The 15,892-nt window shown below is 64.4% G+C and carries 14 protein-coding genes; 11 read left to right on the top strand and 3 right to left on the bottom strand.

The genetic code is table 11. The annotated features are described in order from the left end of the window. Positions 1–10 precede the first annotated feature (10 nt). The 3 genes from CK224_RS29810 to CK224_RS29800 all read left to right on the top strand — a co-directional run bounded on the left by CK224_RS29810 (position 11) and on the right by CK224_RS29800 (position 2,982). Positions 11–661: an alpha/beta family hydrolase gene (locus CK224_RS29810; RefSeq protein WP_095784264.1), complete on the top strand. Its 651-nt coding sequence runs from the start codon at positions 11–13 to the stop codon at positions 659–661. Between the two features lie 169 nt (positions 662–830). Next, positions 831–1,607, top strand: a complete 777-nt coding sequence (locus CK224_RS29805; RefSeq protein ID WP_095784263.1) for an exodeoxyribonuclease III — start codon at positions 831–833, stop codon at positions 1,605–1,607. 184 nt (positions 1,608–1,791) lie between these two features. Then, the gene (locus CK224_RS29800; RefSeq protein ID WP_095784262.1) at positions 1,792–2,982 is read left to right on the top strand and encodes a hypothetical protein; all 1,191 of its coding nucleotides are present in this window, start codon (positions 1,792–1,794) and stop codon (positions 2,980–2,982) included. Between the two features lie 306 nt (positions 2,983–3,288). Here CK224_RS29800 and CK224_RS31085 read toward each other — a convergent pair whose 3' ends face one another. Continuing rightward, a complete protein-coding gene (locus CK224_RS31085; RefSeq protein WP_141245906.1) occupies positions 3,289–3,396 on the bottom strand; it encodes a putative RiPP precursor in 108 nt (35 codons plus the stop codon). Positions 3,397–3,949: 553 nt separating this feature from the next. Between CK224_RS31085 and CK224_RS29790 the strand changes: the two genes are divergently transcribed. From CK224_RS29790 to CK224_RS29760, 7 genes are all read left to right on the top strand, one after another. Beyond that, positions 3,950–5,440 (top strand): WD40 repeat domain-containing protein, encoded by a 1,491-nt coding sequence (locus CK224_RS29790; RefSeq protein WP_095784275.1) that lies wholly within the window; start codon positions 3,950–3,952, stop codon positions 5,438–5,440. An 83-nt stretch (positions 5,441–5,523) separates the two neighbouring features. Then, on the top strand, positions 5,524–7,770 hold the full coding sequence (locus tag CK224_RS29785; RefSeq protein ID WP_095784261.1) for an SEL1-like repeat protein: 2,247 nt from the start codon (positions 5,524–5,526) through the stop codon (positions 7,768–7,770). Between the two features lie 168 nt (positions 7,771–7,938). Then, complete coding sequence (locus CK224_RS29780; protein WP_245426323.1) at positions 7,939–9,957, top strand: amidase; 2,019 nt, start codon at positions 7,939–7,941, stop codon at positions 9,955–9,957. Between the two features lie 90 nt (positions 9,958–10,047). Further along, positions 10,048–10,599, top strand: coding sequence for an isochorismatase family protein (locus CK224_RS29775; RefSeq protein WP_095784259.1), 552 nt, complete (start codon positions 10,048–10,050; stop codon positions 10,597–10,599). 83 nt (positions 10,600–10,682) lie between these two features. Continuing rightward, entirely contained in the window at positions 10,683–11,138 is a 456-nt protein-coding gene (locus tag CK224_RS29770; RefSeq protein ID WP_095784258.1) for a GFA family protein, read from the top strand. 366 nt (positions 11,139–11,504) lie between these two features. Further along, positions 11,505–12,740 (top strand): amidohydrolase family protein, encoded by a 1,236-nt coding sequence (locus CK224_RS29765; protein WP_245426321.1) that lies wholly within the window; start codon positions 11,505–11,507, stop codon positions 12,738–12,740. A gap of 396 nt (positions 12,741–13,136) precedes the next feature. Next, positions 13,137–13,292, top strand: a complete 156-nt coding sequence (locus tag CK224_RS29760) for a DUF1127 domain-containing protein (RefSeq protein ID WP_095784256.1) — start codon at positions 13,137–13,139, stop codon at positions 13,290–13,292. A 128-nt stretch (positions 13,293–13,420) separates the two neighbouring features. Here the strand turns inward: CK224_RS29760 and CK224_RS29755 are convergent, their stop codons facing one another. Then, a complete protein-coding gene (locus CK224_RS29755; protein ID WP_066998476.1) occupies positions 13,421–13,735 on the bottom strand; it encodes a GYD domain-containing protein in 315 nt (104 codons plus the stop codon). A gap of 402 nt (positions 13,736–14,137) precedes the next feature. Here CK224_RS29755 and CK224_RS29750 point away from each other — a divergent pair, with 402 nt between their 5' ends. Beyond that, positions 14,138–15,304 carry a PLP-dependent aminotransferase family protein gene (locus tag CK224_RS29750; RefSeq protein WP_176478058.1) on the top strand — a complete coding sequence of 389 codons (1,167 nt, stop codon included), beginning with the start codon at positions 14,138–14,140 and terminating at the stop codon, positions 15,302–15,304. 228 nt (positions 15,305–15,532) lie between these two features. On the opposite strand, the gene CK224_RS29745 is transcribed toward CK224_RS29750, so the two are convergent. Beyond that, the gene (locus tag CK224_RS29745) at positions 15,533–15,886 is read right to left on the bottom strand and encodes a hypothetical protein (protein ID WP_095784274.1); all 354 of its coding nucleotides are present in this window, start codon (positions 15,884–15,886) and stop codon (positions 15,533–15,535) included. Positions 15,887–15,892: the final 6 nt, after the last annotated feature.

Here is a 15,892-nt window from a genome sequence, read left to right as displayed (position 1 = left end):
AGCCCGCCCGATGACCTACTTCCTCTTCGACGGCCCCGACTCTGCCCCTGTCACCGTCCTGCTCGCGCATGGCGCCGGTGCGGCGATGGACTCGGCCTCAATGGCCGTGACAGCGAAGGCTCTCGCCACCGCCGGCTTGCGAGTCGCGCGCTTCGAGTTCCACTACATGGCGGCGCGCCGTTTTGGCCATCGCAAGCCGCCGCCGCGCGCCGAGACCGTGAACCCGGAATATGTCAAGGCGATCGCCGATCTGCGCGCCAAAGGCGTGACCGGCAAGCTCATCATCGGCGGCAAGTCGATGGGCGGGCGCGTCGCCTCGATGGTCGCCGACGAGATGTTTGCCAGGGGCGAGATCGCCGGGCTGGTTTGTCTGGGCTACCCCTTCCATCCGCCCGGAAAGCCGGAGCAACTGCGGACAAAACATCTCGCCGACCTGAAGACGCCGACGCTGATCTTCCAGGGCACGCGCGACGAGTTCGGCACCAAGGATGAGGTCGCGACCTACGGCCTTTCCGCGGCAATAGAGGTGGTCTGGCTGGAGGACGGCGACCACGATCTCAAGCCCCGCAAGGCGGTGTCGGGTTTTTCGGCGGCGGATCACCTGAAGACAGTGGCGGAGACGATAAAAGCTCGGATGGCGCCTCTCGCTTCGTCATCTTAGGGCGAAGCAAGGAGCGAAGCGACGCGGCGCAGACCCTAGGATCCATGCCGTGACGCTAAGGCATTGCAACGGCTAAGAATTTTGCCCCCGCAGGGTTCCACGGCGATGGTCACGGCAGGGATCCTCGGGTCAAGCCCGAGGATGACGAATGAAGAGGCGTCTTCGGCAAATGAAACTCGCCACCTTCAACATCAACAACATCAACAGCCGGCTGGAAAACCTCTTGGCTTGGCTCGTCAAAGCCAAGCCCGACGTCGTCTGTCTGCAGGAACTGAAATCCCGCGACACGCAGTTCCCGCTGACCCGGCTGGCGAAGGCCGGTTATGGCGCGGTGTGGAAGGGCGAGCCGACCTGGAACGGCGTCGCCATCCTGGCTCGCGGCGCCGAGCCGGTGCTGACACGCGACGCGCTGCCCGGCGACGATGCCGACCACCAGGCGCGCTACATCGAGGCGGCGGTCAACGGCATCGTGATTGCCTGCCTCTACGCGCCGAACGGCAACCCGCAACCGGGGCCGAAATTCACCTACAAGCTCGCCTGGCACGAGCGCTTCGCGGCGCATGCGAGCGAATTGTTCGACACCGGACTGCCGGTCGTGCTTGCCGGCGACTTCAACGTCGTGCCCAAGCCGCGCGACATCTACGCCACCCGCTCCTATGACGACAACGCGCTGGTGCAGCCTGAAAGCCGCGCCGCCTTTGCGGCGCTGATCGATCAGGGCTGGACGGATGCGCTGCGCAAGGTCTTTCCGAAGGAGGAGAAGCTCTACACGTTCTGGGACTACCGCCGGAACCGCTGGCCGCGCGACGCCGGCCTACGGCTCGACCACATTCTGTTGTCGAAGAAGCTGGTTCGGAAGCTGAAAGGAGCGGGCATCGATCGGGAGGTGCGTGCCGAGGAAAACGCCAGCGACCATGCGCCGGCGTGGGTGGAGCTGGCGACCTGACCTTCTCCACGGAAAAAAGGAAAGGCGGCGCTGTCCGCCGGCGTCTCTACGTTTGATGCCAGTCTCTCGCAAATAATGGCTGTGCAGCAACGACGGCCCACGCTAGCTTTTGCAGGACTACGAGGGGGTGCGGACCTTATGCTTTTCAGCTCGAGTATTTTTCTCCAGCCAACGCTTCCCCGCCGTGGCTGACAACGCCCTCGTCCTCTTCATCTCCGTCCTTGTCATCGCCGGCGCCATTGCCCTCATCGCGCTCGCTTTGCGCTGGCGGCGCAAGCGCCGCAGGGCTCGCGGCAATCCCAATCCGGCCGGCGACTATGCGCCCCGCACCGCTTGGGGTCCGACATCCGGCAAGCTGAACTTCTCATCCTTCGTCTTCATGGATGTCGATGGCGACGGAACCTATGGTCAGGCCGACCGCCCGATGGCCGGCATCGTGGTGCGGCTGTTCGACCAGTCCGGCCGCTTCATCGTCGCGGCGCGAAGCAACGCTGCCGGTTTTGCCAATTTCCCGATGTCGTCGACGCGGCGCAGCGCCGTGATCCGCTCGCCTGGAACCTTTCGCTTTTCGGTGTCCGTGCCGCCCGGCTGGCGCGCCAGCGGCGCCCACGAGAACCAGTCTGTGCGCGTGACGGATGCGCCCGGCTCGCTTGTCGGTCTGGCCGGGGAGGGCCTGCCGAGGCCCGTCGGCCTCATCCCTGCGCGCATGGTGAGCGGCAGGACACCGACCGCGGCCACCGCAACCCTATCCGTGATGGGCAAGGGCCAGCTGCTCGAAAGCCACCCGCTCGGCGCGGCCACCACCTTCGGCTTCCCGCTCGCCGGCGGAGCCGATCAGGTCGCGATCGCCGGCGGCGGGCTCGACCGGCGCCTCGCGCTGTCGGCCTATCCGGTCGATCTCGGCTTGCTAGCGCCCGGGGCGCTTCAGCCCGATGCGGCGCTCAGCACCATCGGCTTCGACGACATCACCACGCGCGGCCTGAGCAAGATTCCTTCCGGGTACGCCGGGCTCGACTGGTACAATCTCAACGCCATGTCGCGTGACCACACCAGGAACAGCGAAGGCTACGTCAACGGCAACGTCTCGGGCGCCTATATCGCCTATACCAGCAGCGGCCATCCGGCAGAGTTCGGCCGTGCGGCGCCTTTCGGCTTCCATTCGGTGATGCTGAGCGCCGCATGGCTGCGCTCGGAAGGGGAGAGCGCGCTGGTCGAAAGCTGGCTGGGGGACGAGTTGATCGCGCGCGACGAGGTCGCGCTATCGGCGCTGGCACCGGTTCAATACGCGCCGATGCTGAAGGCGGTGACACGCGTGCGTCTGTCGACCAAGCATCACTGGCAGATGGTGCTGGACGATCTGGTGCTGGCGCTCTGATCCCTGTCGGCCAAAGGGCGACGGCTTATGGGCGAGATATGTGTCAAGCAAAGACGAACTATGTCGCCCAAAGGATGCCGCAGCTTCGGCAGAAAGACCTGCATCAAACGAAGAATTAGAGCGCGTTGCCTGAATTTCGGTGCAACGCGCTGTAATGCTTAGAACGTGAACGAAGAGGCGCCGTTGGCAGTGATTGCCGAAAGCCTGCCCTTTTTGACCAGGCTTGGTCTGGCCGGTTCCCCGAATTTCCTGGATCGCAAGAAGGAGCCAGGGTCGGCAGGCATCAACAGCAGATTGTCCGGCAGATCAGCTCGCCGGGCCGCCGCCATTGATAACAGTAGAAGGACCGCCGGCGACAATTGTCGAAAGCTTGCCTTTGCGGACCAACACAGGCTTCTCGTAAGTCTTCTTCATGATTGAACCCCCGTTAACCATTCGAACTGACAAGACGATAATCAGCCGCCTTGTCACGCAACAAGCCAGGATGACCGCTGGCCTCAAACATCAATGAAGCTGATCGAGCTGTCCCCGAATCAACCCGGGACCGGTGTCGAACCCGCGACGACCATCGAAAGCTTGCCTTTGCGGACCAACACAGGCTTCTCGTAAATCTTCTTCATGCTGTGGCTCTCCTGAAAATCCCGGGCGGATAATGTCATAAGAGCGTTTGCTGTCAACCAGTGCGGGTAGTCGAGCTTGTTATTCTTGGGGAGTGTGGCTTTCTGCCCACGTGCCGCTTGTTTATGGAGCGAAAGACATCACGCTTCGGTTCGGAGCATCGAGATATTGGCCGGCCGGATGAGTAAAGCCGAAATTCGGCCGGCGGCGGGATTGAAGAAGTCACGCCGCGCCAAAGCACGTTTATCGTTCTTCGTGTGATGTCTTGCACTTAGCCCCGGCGAAAAGCTCGGCTAGAATGGCCGATGCGCCTTCCGCCAGTTGGAGTGAAGGCGCCTGGGGGATGCCGATGAAAAGATCGACCGACAGGCTGTTGGCGCTGGCGATGCTCGTCGTCGGCTTCGCCTGCTTCGCCAAGCTTTATCTGGCGCTGGGGGGCAAGCCCCCGGCCACGGCGAGCGCCGGGATCTTCGGCGCGGCGGGCATGCTTTCGATTCTCGCCGGGCTTTCGTTCCTTGCCGGCCTGCTGCCGGCGGCGGCAAGGCATAATCCGGCAACGCCTCTGTTCGGCCGCGATGCCGGGACCGTGCCGGCCGGGCGCCCGCGGCTGCACCGCATCGCGCTTGCCGTGCCGCTCATTGCCCTTGTCGTCATCCTCGCCGACCAGTTCGGCCGGTGGCGGGAAACAGGGGGCGGTGCGGCCGCGCCGGCCAGGGAAGTCGCCGTCGCTCCGGCGGAGCCTGGGACCGAGCCGGCCTCCGGGCCTGTCGCGCCGGCGTCGACGACCGCACCGTCCGAGCCGGCGGCCGCTCCGCCGCAGCCCGCCGCACCGGCGCAGCCTGCAACAACGCCGGCCCAGCAGACCGCGCTGGCGCCGGCCACGCCGCCGCAGACGCTGGCGCCGCCTCGGCCACCGCCCCCAGCCCAGCCGACCGCGCCGGAAGGCCACCGCGATGCCGTCGTCTGGCTGGCGGTGTCGGCCGACGGCCACCAGATCATGAGCGCCAGCACCGATCGCATGATCAAGCTCTGGGATATCGACGGCAAGCGGCTGATCCGCGACCTCGGCGTCCACAAGGACATGGCGCGCAGCGCGCTCTTCATGCCCGACGGCAGAAGCGCGCTCACCGCCGGCGACGACGGCGAGATCGTGCTGCGCCAGCTTTCCGATGGCACAGTGCTGCATGTCTTCTCGTCCGGAGCGAACGGCGGCGTCCGGCAACTGAAGATCAGCCCCGACGGCAAGCTCGCCGTCAGCGGCCACGACACCGGTTCCGTCGTCGTCTGGGATTTGCAGAAAGGCACGGTGCTGCATGTCCTGCCGGGCCACGATTGGTCGGTGAGTTCCGTCGCCATCTCGCCAGATGGCACCAGGGCGCTCACCGGCAGCATCGACGGCGAACTGAAGCTCTGGGACATCCTTGTGGGCAAGCAACTGCGCACCTGGCACGGCCACGAGCGCGGCGCCTATGGCGCGCTCTTCCTGGCCGACGGCCACCATGCGGTGACCGGCAGCGGCGACTACACGATAAAACTCTGGGACCTCGACTCTTTCAAGGAAGTCCGCCGCTTCGACGGCCACTCCGGCACTGTCTATGCGCTCGCCTTATCGGCCGACGGCAAACGGCTCGGCTCCGCCTCGCTCGACGGCACGGCGCGGATCTGGAATATGGATACGGGCGCCGAAATCGCCGAGTTCGACCCCGGCACCGGGCCGATCTACTCGGTCGCCTTCGCCGCCCACGGCACGCTTTTGACCGGCGGCATCGACGGCACCATCCGCGACTGGCCGGCGGCAGGAGGGGAGGGCACGGTGCTGTTCGCCGGCGCGCCGGAGTGATTGAGACATTCGAAACCACGGATATTCCAGAACGGCTCTGCTTGCGCTACTAATTACTGGTGGTTGCAAGTGGGGCGGGTACTATGAGCAATAACGACGGGTCTCTGGACGCGAACACAACTGTCGTCAGTGCGCCTGTACGGCGCCACGGAAGAATCCTTTTCATAATCCTGGCATTGCTGGCCGCTTATGTGCTGCTTGGACCGTTGAGAAATTACTATGTGCAATGGTCGGCAATAAGGAAAGTACAGGCGGCGCACCTAGCTAAGGATTATGAGGAAGAATTTCGTCAGCTGTCGGTGCTGGCGAGCATGGGCAACCGGGATGCTCAGGGCTATCTCGGCGCAATGTACTGGCGTGGTGAGGGAACCGCACAGAACGACGAGCAGGCGGTCTATTGGTGGCGCAAGTCAGCTGACGGCGGAATTGCGGAGGCTGAAGCGTCGCTTAGCCAAGCTTATTCTCTTGGACGTGGTGTCGCGAAGGACGATCAGCTTGCGGCCAGTTTGGCGAGGAAGGCGGCGGACAAGGGCAATGCTAATGGCGAATACCAGCTCGGCGTCCTTTATTTGCAAGGTCGGGGACTGGTCAAAAGCGCTGAACAGGCGGTCTATTGGTGGCGCAAAGCGGTCGATGCAGGAAGCGTCGAGGCGGCAAACAGCCTCGGTCAGGCTTATTATGGCGGTCTGGGTGTCAAGAAAGACGACAAAACAGGAGCGATCTGGACTCGCAGGGCGGCCGACAAAGGGCATTCAGAAGCCGCTTATGTCCTCAGCAGGGCGTACAAGTTCGGCTTAGGCGTAGAGAAAGACAGCCAACTCGCCGCCACATGGGCTCGCAAGGCTGCAGATCAGGGGAACGCGGACGGCCAATGGATGCTCGGCGTTCTCTACCATCTGGGTGAGGGCCTGACACAGAACGACAGCCTTGCATTTCAATGGTGGATGAAGGCCGCTGCCGGTGGCGTCATGCAGGCGCAATACAGTGTCGGCACCGCGTATGCTACTGGAAAGGGCGTCGGCAAGGATGATGCCCAGGCATTCCTTTGGACGAGCAGGGCGGCCAACCGGGGGGACGCCTTAGCACAATCAAGCCTGGGTTCGATGTACTGGCTTGGTATGGGCGTACGGCAGGATGATGTTCAAGCCGTTGCCTGGTGGCGGAAAGCTTCGGAGCAAGGCAACGCCGAAGCACAGTTGTCGCTGGGGAATGCGTACTTGAAGGGCAGGGGCGTGGCTCAAAACAGCCGGGATGGTGCAGCCTGGTGGCTCAAAGCGGCGGACGCAGGCAACGCGGACGCTCAAGGTCAACTCGGCATTCTGTACCACCAAGGCGTCGGCGTTGCCCGGGACGACCGGTTGGCGGTCAAATGGTGGACCAAGGCCGCGGCCAGTGGGGTTGCGGTGGCACAGTACAGTCTCGCAAACGCCTATCGCACGGGAAGTGGCATTGCCAGGGACGACGCCCAGGCATTCTACTGGATGAACAAGGCAGCGGATCAAGGCACCCCTCTGGCGCAATCCGCGCTCGGCGGGATGTATGCCGCTGGCGCGGGTGTTCCGCAGGACCACGCTCAAGCCGCGGTTTGGTGGCGCAAGGGCGCCGAGGCAGGAAATGCCGAAGCCGGCTACAATCTTGGCCGGGCCTATTTGCTCGGCGAAGGTATCGAGAACAATGACCGGCTGGCCGCCAAATGGACGCAGATGGCAGCCGACGGGGGTAATGCCGATGCCCAATATCAGCTAGGCATTCTGTACCATGAAGGCCGCGGATTTGCTCGGGATGGCGGATTGGCCTTCCAATGGTGGATGAAAGCCGCGGTCAACGGGCATGCCGTCGCGCAGTACAATATCGGCACGATGTATGGATTGGGACAGGACGTCAAACGGGACGACGGCCAGGCACTCGCCTGGTTGAGCAAGGCTGCTGAGCAGGGCAACGCAGAGGCCGAGGAGGCAGTCGGGAACGCCTATTCCACGGGTACCGGTGTCTCGGAGAGTAAGGCTAATGCAATTGCGTGGTGGCTCAAGGCCGCACGGCAGGGAAAGCTAAATTCGAAGCTCAACCTGGCTTATGCATATGCAAATGGCGTAGGCGTCGCAAGGGACGACAAGGCCGCCGAGACCTGGTGGCTTGAAGCAGCCCAGGCTGGCAATGTCGATGCCGAGTTCAGCCTTGGTACGCTCTACTTGCGGGGGATTGAAGGCAAGCCGAACTACCCGGAAGCAACCAAGTGGTTCCTCAAGGCAGCCGAACACGGCAATGCCCTGGCCAAGACCTATATCGAGCTCATGAAGGAAAGCGGCCAGTTCGACAGTAAGACGCTGTGAGAAGTGGGTGCCTTGCGGCATGCTGGTGGTTGGTGACTGTCTGGGCGACATCAATCTCCCCCTTGCGGGGAGATGCCCGGCAGGGCAGCAGGGGGGCGCGGAGGAACGCGGCCTTCGCGACTACGTCTTCGCCGGACGCGTGATTGCTGACAAGAGGTGCGCCAAGCCGTGAATATAGTCGAAGCCTCGATCGCCGACCTGCGCCGCGCGCTGGAAGACGGCACAGTCACAAGCGTCGAGCTCACCGGCGCGTACCTGCGGCGCATCGCCCATTACGACCGCCACGGCATAGCGCTGAACGCCGTGCCCATCCTCAATCCAAAGGTGTTCGAGGAGGCGGCAGCTTCCGACCGCCGACGCCGCGCGGGCAAAACGCTTGGACCGCTGGACGGCATCCCCTACACCGCCAAGGACAGCTACAAGGTGAAAGGCCTGACGGTCGCGGCCGGCTCGCCGGCCTTCGAGCATCTGATCGCCAGCGAGGACGCCTTCACGATCTCCCGGCTGCGCGCCGCGGGCGCGGTGCTCATCGGCCTCACCAACATGCCGCCAATGGCCAATGGCGGCATGCAGCGCGGCGTCTATGGCCGCGCCGAGAGCCCCTACAACAAGGATTATCTCACCGCCGCCTTCGCCTCCGGCTCGTCGAACGGCTCGGGGACGGCGACGACCGCGTCCTTCGCCGCCTTCGGGCTCGGCGAAGAAACCTGGTCGTCCGGCCGCGCGCCCGCCTCCAACAACGCGCTGGTCGCCTACACGCCGTCGCGCGGCGTGATCTCGGTACGCGGCAACTGGCCGCTGGTGCCGACCATGGATGTGGTGGTGCCGCATACGCGCAGCGTGCCGGACATGCTGGAACTGCTCGACGCGATCGTCGCCGACGACGAGGAAACGCGCGGCGACTTCTGGCGTGTGCAGCCCAGGGTTTCGATCCCGAAGGCATCAGCGCTGAGGCCGGCGAGCTATACCGGGCTTCCCCTGCAAGGCGCGCTCGAGGGCAAGCGGCTCGGCGTGCCGAAAATGTATATCGGCAAGGATCTCGGCGCCGACCGGCCGATCGAGACGCGCGCCTCGGTGCTGGAGCTCTGGCGGCAGGCTGCGCATGACCTGCAGGCGCTCGGCGCCGAGGTGGTCGAGGTCGATTTCCCCGTCGTATCGAACTATGAGCGCGACCGTCCGGGCGCGCGCTCCATGGTTGATCGCGGCCTGGTGCCGGAGGAATTTGCAAACCGCGAGATCTGGGACCTGTCGATCTGGTCGTGGGACGATTTCCTGCGCGCCAATGCTGATCCGGCGATTCCCGATCTTGCCTCGGTCGATGGCCCCAAAATCTTTCCACGGCCACCGGGCACGCTGCCCGACCGCTATGGCGACGACGGCTTCGACCTGGCGGACTATGTCGAGCGGGCGAAGAACGGGGTGAGCCCGCTCGAGGCCATCCCCACCATCGAGGACGGGCTCAAGGGGCTGGAAGAGACGCGCCGCATCGACTTCGAGAACTGGCTCGACGCCAATCGCCTCGACGCCGTGGTGTTGCCGGCCGTCGCCGATGTCGGCCCGGCCGATGCGGATGTCAACGAGGCCTCCGCCGATCTTGCCTGGCGCAACGGCACCTGGGTCGCCAACGGCAATCTGGTCTGGCGCCATCTCGGCATCCCGACGGTGACGGTGCCGATGGGCACCATGGCCGATATCGACATGCCGGTCGGCCTCACCTTCGCCGGCAAGGCCTATGACGACGTGGCGCTGCTGCGGCTTGCCGGCGGCTACGAGCGCGCCACCAACCGCCGCACCGGCCCGCCACGCACGCCGCCGCTGGCGGATGATGTGTTTGAAGAGAGCGGAGGCACATTGGGCCGCCTCAGCGAAGCGCCGCTTATGCTGGCCCTCACCGCCGAGACAATCCACGCCGGCGACGACACTGACGAGATCGCGATCGCGCTGGAGATCGACGCGGGCGAGGCCGGGCAGGATGCAGCCATGCTCAAGGTCCACGTCAACGGCGAACCGGTCACCATGCGGGGAAGCGGCAACCGCCACACCGGCCGGGCCGTCGTGCCGGCTGCAACGCATCAGGGCTTCCACAGCGTCTGGCGCAGCGCTTACGGCTCGATCGTCACGGCGATCGTGAGGCTGGCGGATGGGCGGAGCGCCGGCGCGTATGTGGTCACGGGCGGGATAGGTTGAGGCGGCGAAATCGCAGATCTCCCCGACAACAGGGGGACCACGCTCGTCCCCGTCCTTGACCCACCCCCCACCTCCGCTATCTTCGCGCCCATGCCAGACACCGCTCCCTCGGCCGCCGCTCCGCTGATCGTCATCGACCTGCAGACCGGCATGTTCGACGGCCGTTTCGATCCGCCGATCCATGATGCCGACGTCATTGCCGAGCGCGCGCGAAAACTGATCGATTGGGCGCGCAAAACCGGCCGCAAGGTGGCCTTCGTGCGCCATGACGGGCCGGCGGGCGATCCGCTGGCGCCGGGCGCTTCCGGCTGGCCGGTATGGCCGCAGCTCGGCCAGGCGGCCGGTGAGCCAACCTTCGGCAAGAGCGTCGGCAATGCCTTTTCCAACGCCGAGCTCGGGCAGTGGGTCGCGGGGCAGGGCGTTCGCGACGTGGTGCTCATCGGCGCCCAGAGCGATTTCTGCGTTGCCGCCACGGTGAAAGGCGCTCTTGCCCAGGGCCTCGGCGTCACCGTCGTTTCTGATGCGCATTCGACGCTCGATTCCGAGGAGGAGAAAGCGCCCGACATCATCATCCGGCACAACAAAGCCTTCGCCGAGCAGGGCGCGCGGCTGACGACGACCGCGGCGCTGATTGGGGGCTGAGGGCTTGGCTCCTCCTTCTTCCTTGTGGGAAGAACGCGTCGCCGAAGCGACGGATGAGAAGGGAAAACAACCAAGGAGCGCTCATGCCAATCCCCTCCCTGCCTGCCGAAGGTGGCTGCCGCTGCGGCCGCGTGCGCCTCAGGATCTCCGCCAAGCCGCTGCTCACCATGGCCTGCCATTGCACCGGCTGCCAGAAGATGTCGTCGAGCGCTTATTCGCTGAGCGCCGCCATTCCCGCGGATGGGTTCGAGATCACCAAGGGCGAACCGGTGATCGGCGGCCTGCACGGCGCTTCGAAACACTATTTCTGCGGCTACTGCATGAGCTGGATGTTCACCCGGCCGGAGGGGCTCGACTGGTTCGTCAACCTGCGCCCGACAATGCTGGACGACCCCGCCTGGTTCACGCCTTTCGTCGAGACCTGGACCAGCGAGAAGCTGCCCTGGGCCGAGACGCCCGCCCTGCACAGCTACGCGGCCTTGCCGGCCTTCGAGGAATATGACGGGCTGGTCGCGGAATACGCCAAGTCCCAGGCCTGATGGCCAAAAACAAAACGGCGACCCGGGTCAGATCGCCGTTCAGTACAAGGTCGACGCGGCCGTTGGGGGCGACATTGTTGGGGATGTGCTTGGGCGTCCGCGTCGACCAAGGCGGCCTCGTACCGCAGCCTGGACTATGGCATGTTTTTCTCGTGTCGAAACTTCCGCGATAGCGGAATAGGCAGGCGACAGGGACTTCCCCACCGCCGCTTGGAATTAAGGTTAACGGCGGCGCAGCCGGCCGGGCGCGCGATCTGCCAACCGCGGGTGACAGAGAACTTGGGCGAAACACTTTCTATCCCGATCCGCATTGACCTCTGGCGGCCGAGGGACGACGACTGATGCATCATTGCTGATGGATTGCACTTGCCCCGCTTTCTCAACGCAAAACTCGCCGACGGCTCCCTGGCCGACCTCACCGTCGCCGACGGCCGCTTCAGCGCCATCACGCCCGCCGCCAATGCCGCCGGCGCGCCGCCAGGCGCCGTCGACCTCGCCGGCCAGCTCGTGCTGCCGGCCTTCATCGAGGGCCACATCCATCTCGACACCTCCTTATATGGCGATGTCTGGCGCCCGCACATTCCCTGCACCAACGGCTTCGACGTGCGCGAGCGGGTCGCCTTCCAGATGCGGAACCTCGAGCAGGCCGCGCCGATGGACGAGCGCGCAAAAAACCAGCTCGAGCTTTGCGTTGGCAATGGCAGCCTCGCGATGCGCAGCCATGTCATGGTCGACGCCGCGGTCGGGCTGAAACATGTCGAGACGATCCTTGTCGTGCGCGAAAAATATCGCGAGCTGATCGACATCCAGTTCGTCGCCTTCCCGCAAAGCGGCATCCAGTCGTCGCCCGGCACCGCCGAGCTTCTGGACGAGGCTTTGAAGCTCGGCTGTGATCTGATCGGCGGGCTCGACCCGGCAAGCTTTGACCGCGATGTGAAGGGCCATCTCGACGTCGTCTTCGGCCTTGCCGAAAAACACGGCGCCGGAATCGATATCCACCTGCATGACGGCGGCACCCTCGGCCTGTTCGAGATCGAGGAGATCGCCGCGCGGAGCACGGCACTGGGCATGCAAGGCAAAGTCGCCGTCAGCCACGCCTATGCGCTGGGCGACATTTCCGCCGACGCGCTGGCCAAAGCCGGCGAGCTGCTCGCCGCCTCCGGCGTCGCCATCATGACCAACGCGCCGGGCAACCATCCTTTCCCGCCGGTGGCGGCATTGCGCAAGGCGGGCGTCACGGTCTTTGCCGGCTCCGACAACATCCGCGATTCCTGGTGGCCTTACGGCGATGGCGACATGCTGAACCGCGCCAACATGATCGGCTACCGCTCCGGCTTCTACGAGGATTGCCAGCTGGAAGCAGCCTACGACGTGGTGAGCCATGCCGGCGCCAGGGCGCTGGGGCTCGAAGGCTATGGCATCGCCGTCGGCGCCAGGGCCGATTTCGTCGCGCTCAGGGCCGAGCATGTGCCGGAAGCGGTGGTGGCCGTGCCGAAGGAGCGGACCGTGTATCGCGCGGGCAGGGAAGTGGCACGGGAGGGGAAGGTGGTCGATCGGGCCGGCCTCACCGGCCTGCCATCCACCGGCCTGCCATCTGCTTGACAGTCCGATAGCCGTACCGCATTTTCCGGCGAGGCAGGGGAGATTTCGCCACGAAAAAAGAATATTCGAAGCCGACGTTTGTCCGCAAAGGCCGGCTCTCGGCGCAGACCGCGCAGCAACTTCCTTCCGGTAGTACGGACTAACGCCTGACGCCTATCTTAGCGAGCAAGGCGGTCAGAATTGTGCGCCCGTCATAGCCGGCAGCGCCGTCTGTTGGCGCTCGCCTCTAGTGCCGCGGCGTCGAAACCCAATTTAATTCGCACACAAATGTTTCAGGCCGCTCCGGCTTCGTGAAGCATTTCACCGTCTGCGCGCAATCGCTTGGTTACAGACGCACCTCAAAAGCGGCGCCCGGAGGGCGGCCGCCAATTCTGCCGCTGCTTTGTGGAGGTTGCGATGTTTAAGAGCCTTAACCGAATCCGCGCCGCGTTCGAGCAGGCGAGCAGGCGCCGCAGGACGACGCGCGAGCTGAACGAACTGCCGCCGGAGATCCGCAAGGACATCGGATGGCCCGATACGGCCCGGGACGACGAGATTCGATTGCCGTTCTAATGCTTGTCGCCCAAAGTGCGGAGCGGTTTGGGGATAAGGACATGCATAAGCAAAGCCTCGGCTTGCGGTGACGTGATGCCGGCAGCACGGGACGACGAACGCGCCGTCCGCGCTGCCTGGCCAGGCCGTCAGCCGGCGGGCTTGTAGGCCCCAGCAGCCTTGTTGGCGGCAGCGAGCACCGCCTTCATGTCGAGTTCTTCGAGGACGACCAACTCGCTCAACGAGCCGCTCGCGCGCACGGCAAGGGCCATGCCCATCCCGGCGACCTGATCCGGCACCTCGCCATTGACGACGACGTCGTAAATGCCGCGCGTGAACATGACGCTGCTCATCCTGCCGCCGACGCTTTCAAAGAGCGCCTGGATTGCAGCTTCGCGGTTCGATCCCTGCATCAGCCCTTTGGCGGCATGGGGTTCGTAACTTGCCAGTATGGTGACCTTCATGGCTATCTCCTCCAAATATCATTGCCTCAGGCTGCTCAATGGTTTGAGCAGCCGAGGTGCTTGTTGTTTCACTGGCATTTGACCTGGTCACGGACCGCCCGGGCACCATGGCCAACAGGCGGTTCAGCCGGAGCACGGCTTCGGCTTGCGACAATATGCGCCTATTCTAATATTACGACAATCCCGCGATGAGCGGACCGCCGTCGTGTCAGATATCTCCGTCAGGATATGTCGGCCAAATGTCGTCAGAGCGATGCGCCATGGCCGTTTTGTGTATTCACGCGACGGACGTGGCCTGATAATAGGTCAACGAAGCTGACCTAAATGCTAAAACCCTGAACGAAGCACTGCGGGAGGTGCGCTTTGACCCTGTTGAACCTTCTGGCCTCGCGCTCCTCGCGCATGAAGGCCTCGGAAATCCGCGAGCTCCTGAAGCTGCTCGATCAGCCCGACATCATCTCGTTCGCCGGCGGTATTCCCGATGCCTCGCTGTTTCCGGCCGAGGCCATCGGCGACGCCTATCGGGCCGTGCTCGGCGGCGCGGAAGCGGGGGCCGCGCTGCAATACCAGGTCAGCGAAGGTTTTCTGCCGCTGCGCAAATGGTTGGCCGCCTATATGGGCAGGCTCGGCATTCGATGCGACGAGGGCAACATCTTCATCACCTCCGGCTCGCAGCAGGCGCTCGACTATCTCGGCAAGCTGTTTCTGTCGCCCGGCGACACCGCGCTGGTCACCTGGCCGACCTATCTCGGCGCGCTGCAAGCCTTCAACGCCTACGAGCCGCGTTACGACCGGCTGAACACCGCCGGCGGCAACATGACGCCGGACGCCTATCGCGCGGCCGCCGCGGCTAACGGCGGCAAAGTGAAATTCGCCTATCTGGTGCCGGATTTCGCCAACCCGACCGGCAACACGCTGGATAGCAAGCAGCGCGAGGCGGTGCTCGACCTCGCCGGCGAGCTCGACATCGCCGTCATCGAGGACGCCGCCTACCGGGCGCTGCGCTATGACGGCGCGGCGGTGCCGCCGATCCTGGCGCTGGATTGCGCCCGCTCGGGCGGCATCGACAATGCCCGCACGCTCTATTGCGGCTCCTTCTCCAAGATCCTGTCCCCAGGCATGCGCGTCGGCTGGGTCTGCGCCCCGCGCCATGTGGTGGAAAAGCTGGTGCTGATGAAACAGGCCTCCGATCTGCACAGCCCGTCGATCAACCAGATGGTCATGCATCGCGTTGCCGAGACCATCTTCGACGCCCAGGTGGAGAAGCTGATCGGTGCCTATCGCCGTCGCCGCGACGCGCTGCTCGGCGCGCTCGAGGAAAACATGCCGGACGGCATTTCCTGGAGCCGGCCGGAAGGCGGCATGTTCGTCTGGCTGACGCTGCCCGAAGGCACTGACGCCACAGCGTTGCTGGCGCGTTCGGTGCAGGAGGCGCGCGTCGCCTTCGTGCCGGGCAACGCCTTTTACGCCGACGGCACCGGCCGCAACACGCTGCGCATGTCCTTCACGCTGGCCGACGACCGCGCGGTGGGCGAGGGCGTGCCGCGATTGGCGAAGCTGCTGAGCTAGCCGCTCTTCCCTCAAAGAAAGATCGACAGCCGGCTATCACCTCCTTCTCGCGCAGGCGTGATTGGTAGTGCGCAGCCGTGATTATAGCCACGCCGATTCTTCGGCTAGGGTCGCGGCCGATCCAACACCCCCTGGATCGGCAGGCAGCGAAGTCCCACCTTCAAGGCCTCAACGAAAGAGCCCCGACGGCTTCCACCGGCGGGGCTTTTTTGTGTCGGCGATCCGGCGCTACTTGTTGCAGTTCTGCATGTTCGAGGTCGTATTGCCGCTGGCCATGTTGTTCTCGGTATCGTTAGCGCCCGTATCCTTGCAGCGATCCTGCATACCGGCCGGCTGGTTCGTCGAATTCGTGGAATTCATGGAATTCGTGGAATTCGTGGTGGTCGTATCCGTGCCAGGGGTTGCCGGCGTGGTGACCGTGGCACCGCCCGTCGCACTGCCCGAGGCGCCGCCAGTCGTGCCCGAGACGCCGCCTGAAACGCTGCCGCTGGCGTCGCCGCTTGCACCGGCTGTCTGAGCCATGGCGCCCGAGGTCGCGAGCGCCAGGGTAAGAACGGAAGCTGCGAGAATCTTCTTCATCATCAGGAA

Origin of the sequence: Mesorhizobium sp. WSM3862, assembly GCF_002294985.1 — a bacterium.
GTDB lineage: Bacteria > Pseudomonadota > Alphaproteobacteria > Rhizobiales > Rhizobiaceae > Mesorhizobium.
This window is presented reverse-complemented; position numbering and strand designations above follow the sequence as displayed.